Annotated in this window: 11 protein-coding genes; 9 read left to right on the forward strand and 2 right to left on the reverse strand. The window is 66.8% G+C overall.

The genetic code is table 11. From position 1 onward, the window contains the following. The 9 genes from DQG17_RS11250 to DQG17_RS11290 are packed head-to-tail and all read left to right on the forward strand — an operon-like array spanning position 1 to position 15,774. Positions 1-1,842, forward strand: a complete 1,842-nt coding sequence (locus DQG17_RS11250; protein WP_116132931.1) for a serine protease — start codon at positions 1-3, stop codon at positions 1,840-1,842. Between the two features lie 20 nt (positions 1,843-1,862). Beyond that, positions 1,863-5,024, forward strand: a complete 3,162-nt coding sequence (locus DQG17_RS11255) for a virulence factor SrfB (protein WP_116132932.1) — start codon at positions 1,863-1,865, stop codon at positions 5,022-5,024. A 13-nt stretch (positions 5,025-5,037) separates the two neighbouring features. Continuing rightward, entirely contained in the window at positions 5,038-7,713 is a 2,676-nt protein-coding gene (locus DQG17_RS11260; RefSeq protein ID WP_116132933.1) for a virulence factor SrfC family protein, read from the forward strand. Further along, a complete protein-coding gene (locus DQG17_RS11265) occupies positions 7,713-8,690 on the forward strand; it encodes a hypothetical protein (RefSeq protein WP_232829408.1) in 978 nt (325 codons plus the stop codon). Before DQG17_RS11260 ends, DQG17_RS11265 begins: the two co-directional genes overlap by 1 nt. Beyond that, positions 8,687-10,609: a vWA domain-containing protein gene (locus DQG17_RS11270; RefSeq protein WP_232829409.1), complete on the forward strand. Its 1,923-nt coding sequence runs from the start codon at positions 8,687-8,689 to the stop codon at positions 10,607-10,609. Before DQG17_RS11265 ends, DQG17_RS11270 begins: the two co-directional genes overlap by 4 nt. A 13-nt stretch (positions 10,610-10,622) precedes the next feature. Next, entirely contained in the window at positions 10,623-11,357 is a 735-nt protein-coding gene (locus DQG17_RS11275) for an ABC transporter ATP-binding protein (RefSeq protein ID WP_116132934.1), read from the forward strand. Then, complete coding sequence (locus DQG17_RS11280; RefSeq protein WP_116132935.1) at positions 11,354-12,547, forward strand: ABC transporter permease; 1,194 nt, start codon at positions 11,354-11,356, stop codon at positions 12,545-12,547. Before DQG17_RS11275 ends, DQG17_RS11280 begins: the two co-directional genes overlap by 4 nt. Next, positions 12,547-14,106, forward strand: a complete 1,560-nt coding sequence (locus tag DQG17_RS11285; RefSeq protein WP_116132936.1) for an SUMF1/EgtB/PvdO family nonheme iron enzyme — start codon at positions 12,547-12,549, stop codon at positions 14,104-14,106. The genes DQG17_RS11280 and DQG17_RS11285 overlap by 1 nt, the downstream gene beginning before the upstream one ends. A gap of 39 nt (positions 14,107-14,145) precedes the next feature. Further along, on the forward strand, positions 14,146-15,774 hold the full coding sequence (locus tag DQG17_RS11290) for a VWA domain-containing protein (RefSeq protein ID WP_116132937.1): 1,629 nt from the start codon (positions 14,146-14,148) through the stop codon (positions 15,772-15,774). A 96-nt stretch (positions 15,775-15,870) separates the two neighbouring features. Here DQG17_RS11290 and DQG17_RS11295 read toward each other — a convergent pair whose 3' ends face one another. Together DQG17_RS11295 and rfbA are read right to left on the reverse strand one after the other, a co-directional pair. Next, positions 15,871-16,116, reverse strand: a complete 246-nt coding sequence (locus tag DQG17_RS11295) for a hypothetical protein (protein WP_116132938.1) — start codon at positions 16,114-16,116, stop codon at positions 15,871-15,873. 230 nt (positions 16,117-16,346) lie between these two features. Further along, a complete protein-coding gene (gene rfbA, locus DQG17_RS11300; RefSeq protein ID WP_116132939.1) occupies positions 16,347-17,213 on the reverse strand; it encodes a glucose-1-phosphate thymidylyltransferase RfbA in 867 nt (288 codons plus the stop codon). Positions 17,214-17,219 lie beyond the last annotated feature (6 nt).

A 17,219-nucleotide genomic window follows, 5' to 3' on the forward strand; every position in this document is an offset into this window, starting at 1 on the left:
ATGGCCGATCACTTCCTTGCAAAGTCGCGCGTCAACCTCACGGATTGCCTGCCTTCGGGTGACGGGCTGGCAATCGAACGCTTCGAGACGCTCTCGCGCATCCTCGACACCGGCGCCGGTGCCGCGGTCGCCCGGCTGTTCGCCGAGCCGCTGATCAGCCGCGGCAACGACGTCGCCTCGCCCACCATCGCCTGGTACACCGAGTTCGAAGGCGAGGGGGTCCCGTTCTCGGAACTGGACGAGGACGCCCGCAGCGAACTTGGCGATGTGCTGAGCCGTCGCCTTGCCACCCTGCCGGATCTGATCACCGACGACGAGGACGGCGCCCTGCTGGCGGCGGCGCTTCACACGCTGACACCCGACAGCGTGTGGTCGGTGGGCGGGCGTCCGGTGATCCTGAACTGGGGGATGCTGCCCGAAGAGGCGCGAACCGACGACCGCGCGCGGCAGCGTCATTTTCGCACCACGCTCGGTCGTTTCCTCGACATCCCCGCGCCGCCCATCGGTGGCGATCTGGCCGATTGGTCGGCGACCCGCAAGGCGGCGGCGGTCGGGGTCGCCACAGCCGGTGTTGCCGCATTGGCAACCGCCGGCCCTGCCGCGGCCGATGCCCGAACCGCGAAGTTCGCTTCTGAGGGGCCGCCGCCGGCTTCTCCACCGCCAACCCCGGTCCCGGCGGCTGGCGGCCGGCTGCCGCTGATTGCCTGGCTGCCGCTCGTGTTGCTGCTGGTCCTGTCGGGCGCGGTGCTTGCCTGGCTTCTGGTTCCGGGCACACGGCTGTTCGCCGCCCCGCCACCCGCGCCGCTGGTCACGGACGCCGAGGCCGCGCGGCTTGCCGGCAGCGTCAACGAGGCGCTTCGCGCCCGCATCGCCGCACTGGAAAAGGCGCTCGACGGGGCGGTCTGTCAGGCCGATGGCACACTTCTGATGCCCGAGGGCATTACCATCGAAGGCATGCTGCCGCCCTCGCCGCAGACCCCGATGCAGGCACAGGGCAACCGTGTCGCGACCACGGCCGACCCGATCCTGCCCGCAGCGCTCACCCGTCTGATTGCCGGCGCGGACGGCACGGAACCCCGCACGCTGCTGCAAACGATCGAGGCGCGCACGGTCATGGTGCTGGTCCGGTCCGAGCGCGGCATCACCGCGGGGACCGGCTTTGTCGTCGGGCCGGGAAGCGTTGTCACCAATCTGCATGTGGTGGACGGCGCACTGCCCGATGGCATCCATGTCATCAACAACGCGCTCGGCACCGCCCGCCCGGCCGAGATGGTCAAGACCTCGGGGCCGTTCGAGCAAACCGGCAAGGACTTTGCCCTGCTTCGGGTCGCGGACATGGATCTGCCGGCCTTCCAGATCTATGTGCCCGACGCGCCGCTGAAGGGGCTCGAGGTTTTCGCCGCGGGCTATCCGGGCGACACGCTCGCGACCGATGCCGAATTCAAGGCGCTGCGTGCCGGGGCGACCGACGCGGTGCCCGCGCTGATCGTCACCGACGGGACCGTGAATCTTGAACCGACGCTTGCGCAGACCGCGCGGGTGATCGAACATTCGGCGCCGATCTCGAAAGGCAACTCGGGTGGCCCGCTGGTCGATGCCTGCGGGCGGCTGGTGGGAGTGAACACTTTCGTGCGCCGCGGATCGCTGCGCGACCTGAACTTTGCCCAGTCCGCGCCCGATCTCGTCGCCTTCCTGCAGAACACCCCGGCGATCACCTCGGTGGTCACGCAGGCCTGCACACCCGAGATCCTGCGCCCCTCGGTGCGCAGCGCGGCGAACGCAGAGCCGCCACAGACAACTTCCACGCCGGTGCTGCCCAAACTCGTGAAGCCCGCGCCCTGAACAGACCGAGCAGATTGCATATGACGAACATCCCGATCGAACATCTTCGAAAGCTGGTCCAGTGGCGGGACGAGACGACACTGGTGCCGTTTTCCGGCATCCAGATGCTCGATTTCGGGTTTTCCGTCGACGACATCGACTTGAAGCCGTCGAAGTTCGTGGAGCGCACCACCGGCGAGGTCGGCGGCGAGGTCGAGCGCACGCTGTTGCCCTATACCGGTGACGAAGAGTTCGACGACAAGATCGAAGAGGGCGCGCGGGACGACGACGACAACTATGCGATCCGCCCGCTTGCCGCGCTGGAACCCTTTCTGGACAAATGGGTGCCGGTGCCGGTGCTGCGGCTGAAATCCGAACGCGGGCCGGACGGCGCGGAGCGCTATGACCCCGGCCCGTCAAGCTGGGCGCGGTTGCGCACGACCGAGCTGCCCGAGCGCGACCCCGTGACCGGTCACACCCACCGGGTGCAACTGGCGCTCGACACGTCGCTGGTGGCGCAGAATGCGGCCGACCAATACGTCGCGCCGGAAATCTCGGATGCCGAGAAGCCGCGCGAATTCCGCCTTGTCAGCGATCCCGCGCATATGGACTGGTTTCTGCGCCGGTTGGAGCCCGCTGCCGACGGCACGCTGGCCGACCTGCAATTGTGGGTGTCGGACTGGCTGAAGGAACTGTTTCTGGCCTTCAAGCGGGCAGAACGGCCGGGCCGGCGGATCACCGAGGACATGCTGCTTTATCAGTTCGAACACTGGGCGCGCTATCTTGCCTATCTGCGTCTGATCAATGCCACCTGCCACCCGCCGAAGATGCGCTTCGTCAACACCGTGTCGGAACGCGATGCGGTCACGCCGGTCGATGTGGATCTGGTGCTCGATGTCGGCAACAGCCGTACCTGCGGCATCCTGATCGAACGCTTTCCGGGCGAGCCGCGGGTCGATCTGGCACGGTCCTTCCCGCTTGAGATCCGCGATCTGTCGCGGCCCGAATTCCACTATTCGGGCCTGTTCGAAAGCCGGGTGGAATTTGCCGAATTCCGCATGGGCGACGACCGCTTCGCCAGCCGCTCGGGCCGCCGCAATGCCTTCATGTGGCCGTCCTTCGTGCGCATCGGGCCCGAGGCCGTGGGATTGATCCAGCAGGAGGAGGGGACCGAGACCGCCTCGGGCCTGTCCTCGCCCAAGCGCTATCTGTGGGACGACACTGCGACCCAGCAGGACTGGCGCTTTCATCACCATTTCGATCCGAACAATCTGCCAAAGGCGGTGCGCTCCGCGATGCGGCATCTCAACGAGGCCGGCGACGTGCTGGAACAGGTGCGCTATGAGGAACAGCAGCGCCTGCGTCCGAAGCGCGCCACCCCGACCAATCAGGCGATCCGGCCGCGGTTCTCGCGTTCCTCGATGTTCAGCTTCATGCTGGCCGAGATCATTGCCCATGCGCTGGTGCAGATCAACGATCCGGGCTCGCGCTCGCGCCGGGCGCAGTCGGACCTGCCGCGACGGCTGAACCGGATCATCCTGAGCCTGCCGACCGCAACCTCGATCCAGGAGCAGGCGATCATAAGGTCCCGCGCTTCGGGCGCGCTGCGGATGGTCTGGGCAATGCTTGGCATCAAGGAGACCGACAGTTCGATCGCCCGCCGCCCGACCCTGCTGGTGGAATTCGACGAGGCGAGCTGCACCCAGCTTGTCTACCTCTATACCGAGGTGACGCAGAAATTCGACGGGCGGATCGACCGGTTTCTGGAACTCAAGGGCCGGATGCGCCCGCCCCCCGGTGGCGGCGCCCCCGAGCCCTCGCTGCGGCTCGCCTGTATCGACATCGGTGGTGGCACCACGGACCTGATGATAACCACCTTCCGGGGCGAGGCGAACCGGGTCCTGCATCCCGAGCAGAATTTCCGCGAAGGCTTCCGGCTGGCAGGCGACGATCTGGTGCAGCGTGTGATCTCGGGGATCATCCTGCCGCTGCTGCAACGCTCGATCGAGGAGGCGGGCGGGCGCTATGTCGGCGAGAAGTTCCGCGAGATCTTTGGCGGCGACATCGGCGGGCAGGATCAGCAGGCGGTGCAAAGGCGCCGGATCTTCTCGCTTCGGGTGCTGTTGCCGCTGGCCGAGGCGATCCTTGCCTATTGCGAGACGGCGGACGAATTCGACCGCTTTGACCTCGCCGTGGGCGAGATCCTCGGGTTGACGCCGTCGCGGTCGCCCGAAGAGACGGAGGCAGGCCCGGGACCTTTGGCAAAACCGGTCGCCGACCCGGCAAGGACCGACAAGAAGGACGTTGCCGAGGAAACGCTCGCCTTCCTCGAAACCCGCGCCGAGGAACTGGGCGCGGTCGGCTGGCGGCTGGCCGATGTGGTGCTGGCAACCTCGCGCGAAGATGTCGACGCGATCTCGCGCGAGACCTTCCAGAAGGTTCTGGGCAACATGTGCGAGGTCATCGACCACCTCGGTGCCGATATCGTGCTGCTGACCGGCCGGCCCTCGCGCCTGCCGGCGGTGCGCTCGATTATCGAGGAACTGCATGTGGTTGCGCCGCACCGGATGATCCCGATGCACAGCTACAAATGCGGGCGCTGGTATCCGTTCCGCGATCCGGTGACCCAGCGCATCGGCGATCCGAAAAGCACGGTGGCGGTGGGCGGGATGCTGATTGCGCTCAGCGAGAACCGCATCCCGAACTTCAAGGTCACGACCGGCGCGTTCCGGATGCGTTCGACCGCGCGGTTTATCGGCGAGATGGACACCAGCGGCCAGATCGTCGACGAACGGCTGCTGTTCTCGGACATCGACCTCGATCAGGCCAAACGCGGCGCGGCGCAGATGACCGAACTGCGCATGTTTTCGCCCGTCCATATCGGCAGCCGGCAATTGCCGCTCGAACGCTGGACGACGACGCCGCTCTATCGTCTCGATTTCGCCAATGCCGCGGCACAGCAGCGGCCGACGCCGATCCGCGTGGTGCTGGAAAAGCTGGAGTTCGACGACGGCGGTGACGACGAGGATAACCCGACCGCCGAACAGACCCTGCGCCGCGAATCCGTGCGCGAGGCCTTCGGGATCGAAGAAGTGGAAGACGGCAACCAGGGACCGATGAAGAAGGAAGATCTGGTGCTGCGACTGCATACGCTGGGATTTGATGACGAATACTGGATGGATTCGGGGATCTTCCGGCTTTGAGGATGGGATTGGCATGAGCGGACCTGAGGAACTGGGCGCCCGTTGCCGCGAGGTGGCGGAACTGGCCGGCAAGGCGCTGGAATGGATCGACGACCCCGAAGCGCAGGCGATGGTGGGGCCGGACCGCAAGGCGCTGACAAAGCTGCTGCGCCGCGGCTCAAGGCGGGCGACGAAACTGGCCCGCTCGGCAGAGACCAAGTTGAGCGTCAGCGTCTTTGGCCCCAGCCAGGCGGGCAAGTCGTTTCTGGTCTCGGTTCTGGCGCGCCCCGAGGGCGGCCGGCTGGTCGCCGATTTCAACGGTCCGGGCGGCAAGCTCGACTATATCAGCGCGATCAACCCGGTGGGCGACGGCGAGTCGACCGGTCTGGTGACCCGTTTCACCATGACCAAGGATCAGACCCCGGAGGGCTTTCCGATCAAGCTGGTGCTGTTGTCCGAGGCCGACATCGCCCGCACGATCATGAACAGCTTCTATATGGATGGCGACCAGTCCGAGGTGCCGCCGGAGCCGGAGGATCTGACCGCGCATATCGAGGCGTTTCGCGGCCGGATGTCGGATGGCGAAAAGGGGCTCAGCTATGACGACGTCCACGAGATTGCCGAATATGTCGAGGCGAGCTTTGGCAAGACCGCCTATGCCGCCGCTCTGAAACCGTTCTGGGACGAGGCCTCGGTGATCCTGCCAAAGCTCGCCCTGCCGGACCGGGCCGAGTTTCTGGCGCTGCTCTGGGGCCGCCACGCGGCCTTCACCGACCTTTTCCTGCGGCTTGCGCGTGCGACGGCCCAGATCGACAATGCGCCGGTGGTCTATGCAACGCTTGCCGCACTGACCCCGCGCGAGACCTCGATCATCGATGTCGGCACGCTGCACGGGCTGCTCGACGATGTTCAGACCGACATGCTGGAGATCCAGACAGAGGCGGGCAAGCGCGCAAAGCTGCCGCGCGCCATCGTGTGTGCGCTGGCCGCCGAACTGGTCTTTCCAATGGAAACGCAACCATCGGATGTCTTCGCCGAGACCGACCTTCTGGATTTCCCGGGCGCGCGCAACCGCTTTGACCAGCCGTTGTCAAAGACGCTCGCGGATCCTGTCGCCGCGATCTCGGGTCTGCTGCTGCGCGGCAAGGTGGCCTATCTTTTCGACCGCTATGTCGAGAACCAGGAGATCACCTCGATGCTGCTCTGCGTGCCGGACAGCAACATGGAGACGCTGGATCTGCCGGGACTGGTCGAGAACTGGATCGTTCAGACCCATGGCGGCACACCGCAGGAGCGTGCGACAAACGACTGCATCCTGTTCTTCGTGTTGACCAAGTTCGACAAGCATCTGGGCGACAGCGCGGCGGGCGGCGAGGAATCGCAGCGTTTCGAGCGGCGGATGAAGTTCTCGCTGCAGGAGAAATTCGGCCGTGGCCGCGACCCTTGGGTCGAACGCTGGACCCCGAGCACGCCGTTTCAGAACTGCTTCTGGCTGCGAAACCCCAACTTCTTTGTCGATGGCCTGATCGAATACGACGGCGATCGCGAGTTGCGGATCCGTCCCGAAAAGGAAGCGCGTGTGGACGAGTTGCGCACCGGCTGCATCTCGGCCGCACCGGTGCAGAAGCATTTCTCCGATCCTGCCGCGGCCTGGGACGCCGCGCTGACCATGAACGACGGTGGCGTCAGCTATCTGACCGGCGCGCTGACCCGGGTCTGCACGCCCGCCAGCAAGGTCCGCCAACTGACCACCCAGATCGAGAAGACGGCAAGCGATATCGAGGCGGCGCTGTCGCCCTACTATGTCTCGGACGACGTGGAAAAGCGGGTGGACGAAAAGCGTCTGGCCGCCGCCGACATCATCGACGGGCTCGAGATCGCATTGCAGAACCACCGTTTCGGGGCGTTTCTGCGGTCGCTCACGGTCGATCAGGAACTGATCCAGGACCGTATCGCCCGGGTGCCGAGTTCGATCCGGATCTCGAGCGCGGTGTCCTCCGCCGCCGCAGAAGAACCTGCGCGGGTCGCGACCGCCGGTGCGGTCGCCCGCCCCGCGCGCCCCGGCAGGCCGGCGCGGCCGGCGGACCCATCGGCCGCGAAACCGGCCGATCCGGCGCCGGTCGCAGCCCGGGATGCGAATGCCATCCGCACCATGACGGCCGCCATGTTCCAGTCGAACACGGCCGTCGAGGTCTGGCTTGATCGGCTCGCCGAATTCCGCGACGACACCGATCTGCTCCGGGCCTTTCATCTGACGACGGCGTCCGCCTCGGACCTGCTGAGCGAACTGACACACGGCCTGCGCCGATGCCGGGTGCCGCAGCGCATCGTCGAACAGCTCGAAGCGATCAACTTTGGCCACACCGTGGACAAACAGGCGCCGCCGGCCGCCATCGTCTGCGCCGAGCAGATCAATGAATTTGTCAACGGTCTCGGCTTTACCCATCTGCCGCAAGACCAGCGCCCGACGGCGCCGGGATCGGACGGGGTCGAACGGCCGATTTTCCTGACCCGGCCGAGCCGCGAGTCGGCCGAGGATCTGCCGACGCTTCAGCGTGCGACCGCGCGGGACAAATGGACCGATTGGGTCTTCGGGCTCGAGGCGATGTTTGTCGCCAATGCAATGGACAGCGAGGGTGGCACGGTGAACATCGAACTGAACGGGCGCCTCGGCCGGATCCTGACACGGCTGGCGGGGGCAGAGGTCTGATGCAGGTCACCATCCGTCCCGATCCGTCAAAGCCGCTTGGGGGATATGCCCGTATCGAACTCGACACGGGTCTCGATGCAACAGAGGTCACTGTGGCGGTGCGCAACGTCTTCTCGGGCCAGTTTCTGGGCGAAGACGGCTGGCAGCCAACACGCGAGGCCTTCGGGCCCTATCCGGTTGTGGCGGAGGGCAGCGGATCGCAGCTGACCGTCGGGCCCGAGATCGTGAACCAGATCGAGGAATATACCGCGATCGAGTTGTTTCTGGGCGATGCGAAGGCGCAGACAAGCTGGCCCGACGATGTGGTGCCGGCGCCGGGTGCGGCGCGGCTCGGCGGGATATCCTCGGTCAACACCGCGCGCAGGGCCGAACCGTCGCAGGCGCTTCGCGCGCCGGTGCGAGAGCCGGAGGACCCCGGGATCGTCGTCGATCCCGCGCCGGAACCGACGGCGGCGCCGGAACCGACGGTGAACCGCAGCCGCACGCCGATGCTGATCGGAGGCGGGCTGTTGCTGGTCCTGCTTGCCGTGGTGCTCGGTTATCTTTTCCTGAGGCCGAAGGATGTTCCGCCACCGCCGCCGCCGCCACCACCTGTACCGGATGTCTGCAGTGCCGAGGCCCTTGCAACCCTTTCGGGCGGGCCGTTTGCGGCCGTTCAGGAGGTGTTCGCCACCTGCGGGGCGAAGATTTCCGCCGACGATGCGCTCGGGCTGCTCGAATCCGCGGCTGCCGCGGGCGATGGTGCGGCGCTGACGCTGTTCGGCAAGCTCTATGACAGCGCCGCAACCGACCCGGTGGTCGAACAGTCGATCGGCCTCAGCTTTGATGCGGCCGATGCGCGTGCCGCCGAATATTATTCCCGCGCCGTCGCGGCGGGCGCGTCAGAGGCCGCGCCGCTGCTGTCCGCGACCTGCGAGCGGCTGGCGGGGTCGTCTGCCACGCTCGACCGGTCCGCGCACGAGGATTTCTGCCAATGATCCCGCGCCGTGCCACGTTCTGGCTGGCGCTGATGCTGGCCGTCGCCACCCTGGCGGCGTTTCCGGCGGCCGCCCAGCAGGTCCGGCCGTTGCTGGCTCCGGGCAAGTCCACGGTCTATCAGCGGGTGCTGACCCGCCCGGGCGCCTATCTTCATTCGATGCCGAACGGCCCGCAGGACCGGATGTATCCGGCGTTTCAGCCGCTTTATGTCTTCGACCGGCAGGCGGGCTGGCTCAGCGTCGGCGCCTCGGCCTCGCGTCTGCCCGAAGGCTGGGTGGAAGAAAGCGCGGTGCTGCCCTGGAAGCAGAACATCGTCGGTGCCTTCACCAACAGCGCCGGCCGCAAGCGGCAGCTGTTCTTTGACACCGAGGATCACCTGCGCTGGCTGATGAACAACGAGGCGCTGACCCAGGTGCAGGACCGTCTGCTGGCCGAAGCCGAGGCCGGCCTCTCGGGCGGCGACGGAGTGGTTTCGGTCGAGCCCGAGGAATTCGTCAATATCCGCGACGATCTTTACGTCATGCCGATCCTCGATTTCGAGCAGGATCTGTCGCCGATCAACTATGACACCGTGCTCTTGATGGAGGTCGCGTCGGTCCCGCTGGAGGAACCGGCCGCTGCCCCTGCCGCGACGACGCAGACAAGCGATCCCTTCGACGTCGGCATTGTCTTCGTGCTCGACACGACCCAGTCGATGGCGCCCTACATCGCCCGTACCCAGAAGGCGCTCGACAAGGTCATCTCGGGGATCGAGGGCACCGACATCGGCAAGCTGGTGAATTTCGGGGTCTTCGGGTTTCGCGACAGCACCGATGCCGTGCCGGGGCTGGAATACCGCACCAGGGAACTGATCCCGCTGGCCCGGCGGGACGACCAGACGCCGGTTCTCGACGCCATCGGCAAGGCAACGCGGGTGGCGACGGTCAGCTCGCCCGGGTTCAACGAAGACAGTCTGGCGGGGGTCGAGGACGCCATCGGCAAGAGCGACTGGGATCAGGACGGCAACCCGATCAACGCGCGCTATGTGATCCTGGTGACCGACGCCGGGCCAAAGGACCCGCGCGATCCCAATGCCCGGTCCGAGATCGGGGCGGCCGAACTGCAGGTGGACGCCGAGGGCCAGCAGATCGTGGTGATGACCCTGCACCTGCGCACGCCCGTCGGCGGAGAAGCCAACCACGCCTATGCGGCGGATCAGTACAAGGCGCTGTCGCGGTTCGGCGACAACAGCTTCTATTTTCCGATCGAGAACGGGTCTGAAACGGCGTTCGAGGACGTCGCAACCCGGCTGGTGACGGCGCTGACCGACCATGTGCGCGTCGCCCGGGGCGAGGCGACCGAGCTGTCCGACGATGAGGCGGGCAAGGAGATGGTGGAGTTGGGCCGGGCCATGCGGTTGGCCTATCTGGGGGATCAGCGCGGCACACAAGCGCCGGATGTGATCCGCGGCTGGGTTTCCGACCTTGCGGTCGAGGATCCGCGGCGCACGGCCATCGAACCGCGCCTGCTGATCACCAAAAACGAGCTTGCGACCATGGCCGATCTGCTGCGCGTGATGACCGACGAGGGCGAGAAGGTCACCAGTTCGGACGATGCGATGAGCTTTTTCGTCCGGGTGCGCGAGGTGGTCGCGCAGATGGCGCAGGACCCCAAGATGATGGTCGACGCCAATGCCGACAGCCTTGGCGGTACGCTCGAGTTTCTCGAGGATCTGCCTTACCAGAGCCAGCTCATGTCGATGACCGAACAGCGCTGGGGCCAGAGCGCGATGATGCGGCGGACGATCCTCGACACCATGCGGCAAAAGCTGGCGCAATACCGCAAGTGGCTGCTCGACCCGACGGTCTGGACCTCGCTGTCGGACAATTCGCCCGATGGCGAACATGTCTTTGCCATGCCCTTCGACATCCTGCCGTGACGGGGGGGCGCCGATGATCTCCAGCCTGCTCGCCCGGCGTCTTCTGACGACCCTGAGCTCGCCTGACCGCGGATTTCGGCTGGAAGTGGAGGATTTCCGGCTGGACGCAGGCGAGGCGGTCGGTCTGACCGGCCCGAGCGGCACCGGCAAGACCCTGTTGCTGGAACTGCTGGGATTGCTGCGCAGGCCAGATTCGGGCAGCGCCTATGAGGTTGTGCTGCCGGACGCCACGCGCGATCTTGCGGCGCTCTGGTCGGCGGGGGCCGGGGCTGCGACGGCGACGCGCGGGGCGCTGTTCGGCTTCGTTCCGCAATCGGGCGGGCTTTTGCCCTTTATCACCGTGGCCGAGAATGTCAGCCTCGGTCAGCGCATTACCGGCCGCGAGGATCCGGCCCGTGCCCGCACGCTGATGGAGCGTCTGGGCATCCTGCCGCTGTCCCAACTCTATCCCGGCGCGCTTTCGATCGGCCAGCGCCAGCGGGTGGCCATTGCGCGCGCTTTGGCGCACCGACCGCCGTTCCTGATCGCCGATGAACCGACTGCGGCGCTCGATCCCGGCACGGCGGCCGAGGCGATGACGATGCTTGTCGCGGCGGCCCATGAGGATGGCGCGGCACTGCTGGTTTCGTCCCACGACGTGGCGCTGCTGGGCCGCTTTGCGATGCGCCGCTGTCATCTGTCGATCGCCGAAAGCAGCGAGACCCGGACCGTCAGCCGCCTGACCGCGGACGCCGAGGTGGCGGCATGAGGCTGGTGCTGCGCCTTGCGCTTCGCGATCTTCTGCGCGACCGGGTGCAGCTGATCTGCAATGTCGCGGTGATCGCCGGGGTGCTGGTGCCGCTGATGGTGTTGTTCGGGGTCAAGAACGGCGTCTATGACGCGCTGATCGGTCGGCTGCTGAGCGATCCGGCGAACCTGCAGATCGACACATCGGGGAACCTTTCGTTTTCCGAGTCGGATGCGGACGAGGTGGCAGGCTGGCCCGAAAGCGGCTTTGTCACGCTCAAGACCCGCAGCATGTTCGATTTCATCAACGTAAAGCCCGTGGCAGGCGGCGCGCTGCGCGACGCGGTGATCGTGCCATCGGGGCAGGGCGACCCCTTTCTGCCCGCGGGTGCCAGCCTTGACCCGGACGAGGTGGCGGTGAGCGGGCAGCTTGCGCGGCAGCTCAACATCGCCGCGGGCGACGAGATCCTTGTCGCGACGCAGGCAGAGCGGCCCCGGCAACTGGTCTTTCGCCTGAAGGTTTCGGCCATCGTGCCCTCAGAGCGGCTTGGCGGGCGCACGGTGCTGGCGGGGATCGACAAGCTCGACCTGATCGAGGCGTTCTATGACGGCTTTGCCCTGCCCGATCATGGCATCGACGAGGGGCGGCCGCTGTCTTCGCGCATTGCGACCTATGAGGGGCTCAGGGTCTTTGCCCGGCGGCTGGAGGATCTGGCGGCGCTGCAGGACCGGGTCGAGACCCGGTTCGGCATCGCGACCGAGGCCCGCACCCGGCAGGTCGAGGCGACGCTGAGCCTTGGCCATAACCTCGATCTTGCGCTGGTCCTGACGGCGGCGGTTGCCTGCGTCGGGCTTGCCGCCGCGCTGCTGTTCGGCTTCTGGGGGGCGATCCAGCGCAAGGCGCAGGTGATGGCGACCCTGTCGCTGATGGGGATCGGCGGCAACCGGCTGGCGGTCTTTCCCATCGCGCAGGCGCTGGTATCGGCGGCGGTGGCGCTGGTGGCGTCGTTCCTGCTGTTCGGTCTGGCGACGCTGGCCGTCAACGCGCTGTTCGGCAGCGGCGATGCGGGCCCGGACATGGTGCGGATGTCGGTCGGACAGGCGCTGGCGATCATCGGGGGTGTGCTGGCCTTCGTGCTTGCCACCTCGCTCGCGGCCGCGCGCGCCGCACAGCGCGTCGATCCTGCCACCGTCTTGCGGGAGGGCAGCTGATGCGGCGCTGGCCGATCCTTTCAGCCCTTGTCGCGCTGACCGCCGGTTCATCGGCGGCGCAGGAGATCACCTGGCCGGTCAAGTTCTATGACCCGGCGGCGGAAGCCGGCGCGCCGGCGGATCTGGTCCTGCCGATGCCCTGCGGTGCGGCGATGGCGTTTCAGAAGGTCGTCGTGCCGGTGCGTCCGGATGACCCGCTGGCGGACCAGCGTGTGCGGCTGGGCCAGTCCGACCCCGAGACCGGCTATTCCGACTATCTGCGGACCGAATTTCTGCGTGGCGCCTTCTCGGACGCGGACCCGGCCGACTCGCATTACTACATCGCCCGCTATGAGTTGACGTTGGGTCAGGCGCGGGTGCTGCGCGGCGACTGCGCCGAACCGGGCAATCCGGACCGGCTGGCCGAAGGGGGTCTGTCGTGGTTCGAGGCGGTGTCGCTCGGCCGCAGCTACAGCGAATGGCTGCTCGGCAACGCCCCCGATGCGCTGCCCCATGATGGCGAACGCCGCGCCTTTGCCCGTCTGCCGACCGAGGTGGAATGGGAATATGCCACGCGCGGCGGCGCGCGGGTCGATCCGGCGCTGTTTCCCGGCCGCCGTTTTTTCGAGACCGGCGATCTGGGGGAATATGCGCTGTTCGACGATGGCCGCCGTGCCGCGCCGGGGCCTGTGGGCATCCGCCAGCCCAATCCGCTGGGCCTTTTCGACGTTTACGGCAATGCCGAAGAGCTCATGCTGGAGCCCTTCCGTCTCAACGCCTTCGGCCGCAGCCACGGGCAGGCGGGGGGCGTGGTGACGCGCGGCGGCTCGATCGACGCGGTGGCCGCACAGATCTATTCCGCGCAACGGACAGAATACCCCGCCTTCGACCCGGCGACGGGGGCGGCGATGGCGGGTGCCTATTTTGGCGTGCGTTTCGTTTTGTCCAGCAATGTCGTGTCCGAGGACCGGTTCGACGCGATCCGCAGCAGCTGGACCGAGACGGCGGATGACGAAGGCGTGCCCTCGGGCGACGCCCTGACCCAGTTGTCGGCCATCGTGAATTCCGAGATCGACCCGCGCCGGAAGGCGGCGCTCAGCGGCGTGCAGCTGCAGTTTCGCCGCGCCCAGGAGGACGTCAGGCTGGCCCAGGAGGAGGGCGCACGATCGACCCTGCTGAGCGCCGGGGCCTTCGTCGACGCGCTGCGCCGGGACGCGGCCGAGATCCGGCGGCTTCAGCGTCTGTCCTATGAACTGGCCGACCGGATCGGCATTACCCAGGGCAAGCCCAAGGAGACGCTGATGAACAGCCTGCGACAGACGGTTGCCGACATCACGGACGCGCGCGGCGTGCAGGACACCTATCTTCTGGTGCTGCGCACGGCACTTGAGACGCTTTCGACCGATATCGCGGCGGACGAGCTTCAACAAAGCTACGAGGCGCTGACCGCGCGGTTGCGGGGGGCGGGACAGGCGCCTGTGGCCGATCAGGTCGATGCGGCCTGGGGCGTTCTGACCGCCTTTCGAAAGACCCCCGACATGGCACAGGACGCACTGCTCGATGCGGCCTTGACGCGCTGAGGTGCGCAAGGCCCGCGGCGGGATAAAGGAGGACGGAACGTGGATGGCAAGCTGATCACCACCACCAGCTCCGAAGGGCTGAAGCCACTCGGATCGCAGGCGCAGCGCTCGTTCGAGCTTGTGCAATCCGAGATCGAGGCGCGGCTTGGCCCGGATCACGCGGCGATCTTCGCCGAACCCGTCAGCTCGGAGTTCGGCGACCAGACCGACTGGTATGCGGGCCGTCCGGGCGAGGTGGTGGCGCTGGCGGAGCTGACGGACGACGAACAGGCGGCGCTGCGCGAAAAGCTGTCGTCGCTTGTGGGCGACATCCGAGAGGTCGGCGCGGCGCTTGCGGCCAGCAAGGAGACCGGCGAGCAAAGGCTGGGCGAGGCGCTCTGCAATGCAGTCGAGGTGCCGAATGACCGCGCGATCCACGCGATCCGCGACGGTGCGACGCTGCACCCGGTGCTGGTGAACTGGGCGCGGCTTGCCGATGTGCAAAGCCCCGTCCGCGGTGTGCTGACCGGAACGGCGCGGGCGCCCGCGGCGCCCGTCGCAGCGGTGGGGGCGGTCGGGGCCGGCATCGCCGCACCGGCAGGGGTGGAACCCGCGGCCGTCGCCACCGCGGCGGGCGGCGGGTTTGCCTCTATGGCAGGCTGGCTGATCGGGCTGGGCTGGCTGCTGCTGGCGCTGATGCTGGCGGCGATTGTCGCGCTGATGGTGGCGCCCTGCGCGCTCCAGCTTTCGTTTCTGCCGTCGAACTGCCCGGTCCCGGTGACCGAGGTCGAATCCGACGCCGCGCTGGCCGAGGCCCCGGTGCTGCGCAACCGCATTGCCCAGCTTGAACGCCAGATCGCCATTGCCGACCGGGTCTGCCAGCCCGAGATCGAGGAAGAAGCGGTGCTGCCGCCAGCGCCGGTGCTGCCGTCGCTGCCTGTGCCGTCGGTGCCGCAATGCGCACCGGGCCAGGTCGCGCGCGCGACCAGCGAGCTGGTGATCATGGTGGATGCCTCGGGCAGCATGAATCTGGCCCGGGACATGCCGCCGCAACTGGAGGCGGAATATTACCGGTTGGCAGAACAGATCGACGCGGGCCAGAGGGCCGGTGGCAATTTCATGACCTTGTCGGGATTGATCGCGCAGTACCGGGTGCTTGAACGGGAGATAGACGGCCTGCCAGGCCCAAGCCGGATGGATGTCACGCGCGAGGTACTGACGGACCTTGTGGACCGCGCGCCCGGGACGGTCGACATTGGAATGGTGGTCTTTGCGGGATGCAACGATGTAAGGGACGGCGGCTCCTATCCGCTTGCCGGACGGCCGCAGCTGAAACAGCGTATTGCGGCGCTGAGGCCCCAGGGCGGCACCGCGCTTGCCGATGCGATCCGGCTTGCACAAGGCAAGCTGAGCGGCGGTCAGTCGGCCGAGGATCCGGTGAACATGCTGCTGATCTCGGACGGCAAGGACAGTTGCGAGGGCAATCCCTGTGCTGCCGCCCAGAGGGTCAAACAGCAACGGCCCGGCGTCGCCATCAATATCGTCGATCTCGGGCGCAGCGCGGATCTGAAATGCGTCGCCGATGCAACGGGCGGATTCTACATGCAGTCCCAGCAGCTCGACCGGGTGCAGCTTGCCGCGCTGATGCGCGAAGCGGCCGGATTCGAGGGCCGGGGGCTGTGCCGCTAGCGGGCCGCAGACAGGCGGGTCGGTTCCACAAGAAAATGGCCAGCGGGGCGCCCCCACTGGCCATTTCTTCGTTCGGGCATTCGCTGTCGCGCCGGATCAGCTGTTCCAGGTCCAGCGGAACTTTGCATCCGAGGACGCAACGATCCGCATCGGCGGGCAGTTCACCACCTCGATCTTGAAGGCGCCCGCCGTGTCGAAGGTCTCGAATGCCTCCCAGACGCCGCTCGAGTTGCGCCGTTCCAGCTGGACGCTGCCGTTGCCCGGCTCGACATCCAGGGTGGCGGGTTTGGCCCAATGGGGAAATTCCGCGGTGATCAGATCCGCGGACTGCCAGTCGCTCATTGCCGGTTCCTTTCGTTCCAGAGCGCCGGATCGGCCGCGGTCCGTGCGGGGATGTCCACCTTGGGCAGCCATCTGCGCGGACGGGTGTCGACCCGGCAATTGCAACGAAAAGGTCTTCGACTTGGGTAAAGGATCCGCCATCGCGGCGACCGTCACCTTAACGCAGTGTCAAGGATACGCCCTCCGCGTGGTCCGGCCGGGCCGCTTTCGCGGCACCGGCCAAGGTCGCGCTACCCCAGCAACTGCCTGAGATAGGCACCATATGCGGTTTTCTTGAAGAACTCGGCGCGTTCGGCAAGGGCTGCGTCGTCGATCCAGCCGTTGGCCCAGGCGATCTCGTCCAGACTGCCGGTTTGCATGCCCTGACGCTCGGTGAGGGTGCGCACGAAGTTGCCGGCGTCGAGCAGCGAGGCGTGGGTGCCGGTGTCGAGCCAGGCAAAACCGCGGCCCATGGTTTCGACGTTGAGAAGGCCGTCGGCAAGATACATCTCGAGCAGCGATGTGATCTCGAGCTCGCCGCGGGGCGAGGGCTGGACCTCGCGCGCCCGCGCTGGCGCCGATCCGTCGAGGAAATAGAGCCCGGTCACCGCATAGCGCGAGGGCGGCACCTCGGGCTTCTCGACGATGCCGGTGACCCGGCTGCCCTCGAAGGCGACGACGCCATAGCGTTCGGGGTCCGCGACCCGGTAGGCAAAGATCGTGCCACCTGCCTCGCGCGCCTTTGCGGCGCCCAGCAGATCCGGCAGGCCATGGCCGAAATAGATGTTGTCGCCAAGGATCATCCCCGAGGGCGCACCTGCCAGGAAATCCTCGGCCAGCAGATAGGCCTGCGCAAGCCCGTCGGGAGAGGGCTGGACGATCCAGGTGATCTCGATCCCGAACTGGCTGCCGTCGCCCAGCAGGCGCTGGAACTGCGCCTGGTCGTCGGCGGTCGTGATCAGCGCGATCTCGCGGATACCCGCCAGCATCAGCACGCTCAGCGGGTAATAGATCATCGGCTTGTCATAGACCGGAAGAAGCTGCTTCGAGACACCCATGGTGATCGGATAAAGCCGCGTGCCGGAGCCTCCGGCGAGAATGATGCCTTTGTGTTGCATCTCAAG

The organism is Tropicimonas sp. IMCC34043 (assembly GCF_003390845.1).
In the GTDB taxonomy this organism is placed as follows: Bacteria; Pseudomonadota; Alphaproteobacteria; order Rhodobacterales; family Rhodobacteraceae; genus Tropicimonas.

Excerpts from the sequence above, each read along its gene's own strand:
- DQG17_RS11255 (WP_116132932.1), top strand. The coding sequence starts at position 1,863 with ATGACGAACATCCCGATCGAACATCTTCGAAAGCTGGTCCAGTGGCGG.
- DQG17_RS11295 (WP_116132938.1), bottom strand. The coding sequence starts at position 16,116 with ATGAGCGACTGGCAGTCCGCGGATCTGATCACCGCGGAATTTCCCCAT.
- DQG17_RS11275 (WP_116132934.1), top strand. The coding sequence starts at position 10,623 with ATGATCTCCAGCCTGCTCGCCCGGCGTCTTCTGACGACCCTGAGCTCG.
- DQG17_RS11260 (WP_116132933.1), top strand. The coding sequence starts at position 5,038 with ATGAGCGGACCTGAGGAACTGGGCGCCCGTTGCCGCGAGGTGGCGGAA.
- DQG17_RS11270 (WP_232829409.1), top strand. The coding sequence starts at position 8,687 with ATGATCCCGCGCCGTGCCACGTTCTGGCTGGCGCTGATGCTGGCCGTC.
- rfbA (WP_116132939.1), bottom strand. The coding sequence starts at position 17,213 with ATGCAACACAAAGGCATCATTCTCGCCGGAGGCTCCGGCACGCGGCTT.
- DQG17_RS11280 (WP_116132935.1), top strand. The coding sequence starts at position 11,354 with ATGAGGCTGGTGCTGCGCCTTGCGCTTCGCGATCTTCTGCGCGACCGG.
- DQG17_RS11250 (WP_116132931.1), top strand. The coding sequence starts at position 1 with ATGGCCGATCACTTCCTTGCAAAGTCGCGCGTCAACCTCACGGATTGC.
- DQG17_RS11285 (WP_116132936.1), top strand. The coding sequence starts at position 12,547 with ATGCGGCGCTGGCCGATCCTTTCAGCCCTTGTCGCGCTGACCGCCGGT.
- DQG17_RS11265 (WP_232829408.1), top strand. The coding sequence starts at position 7,713 with ATGCAGGTCACCATCCGTCCCGATCCGTCAAAGCCGCTTGGGGGATAT.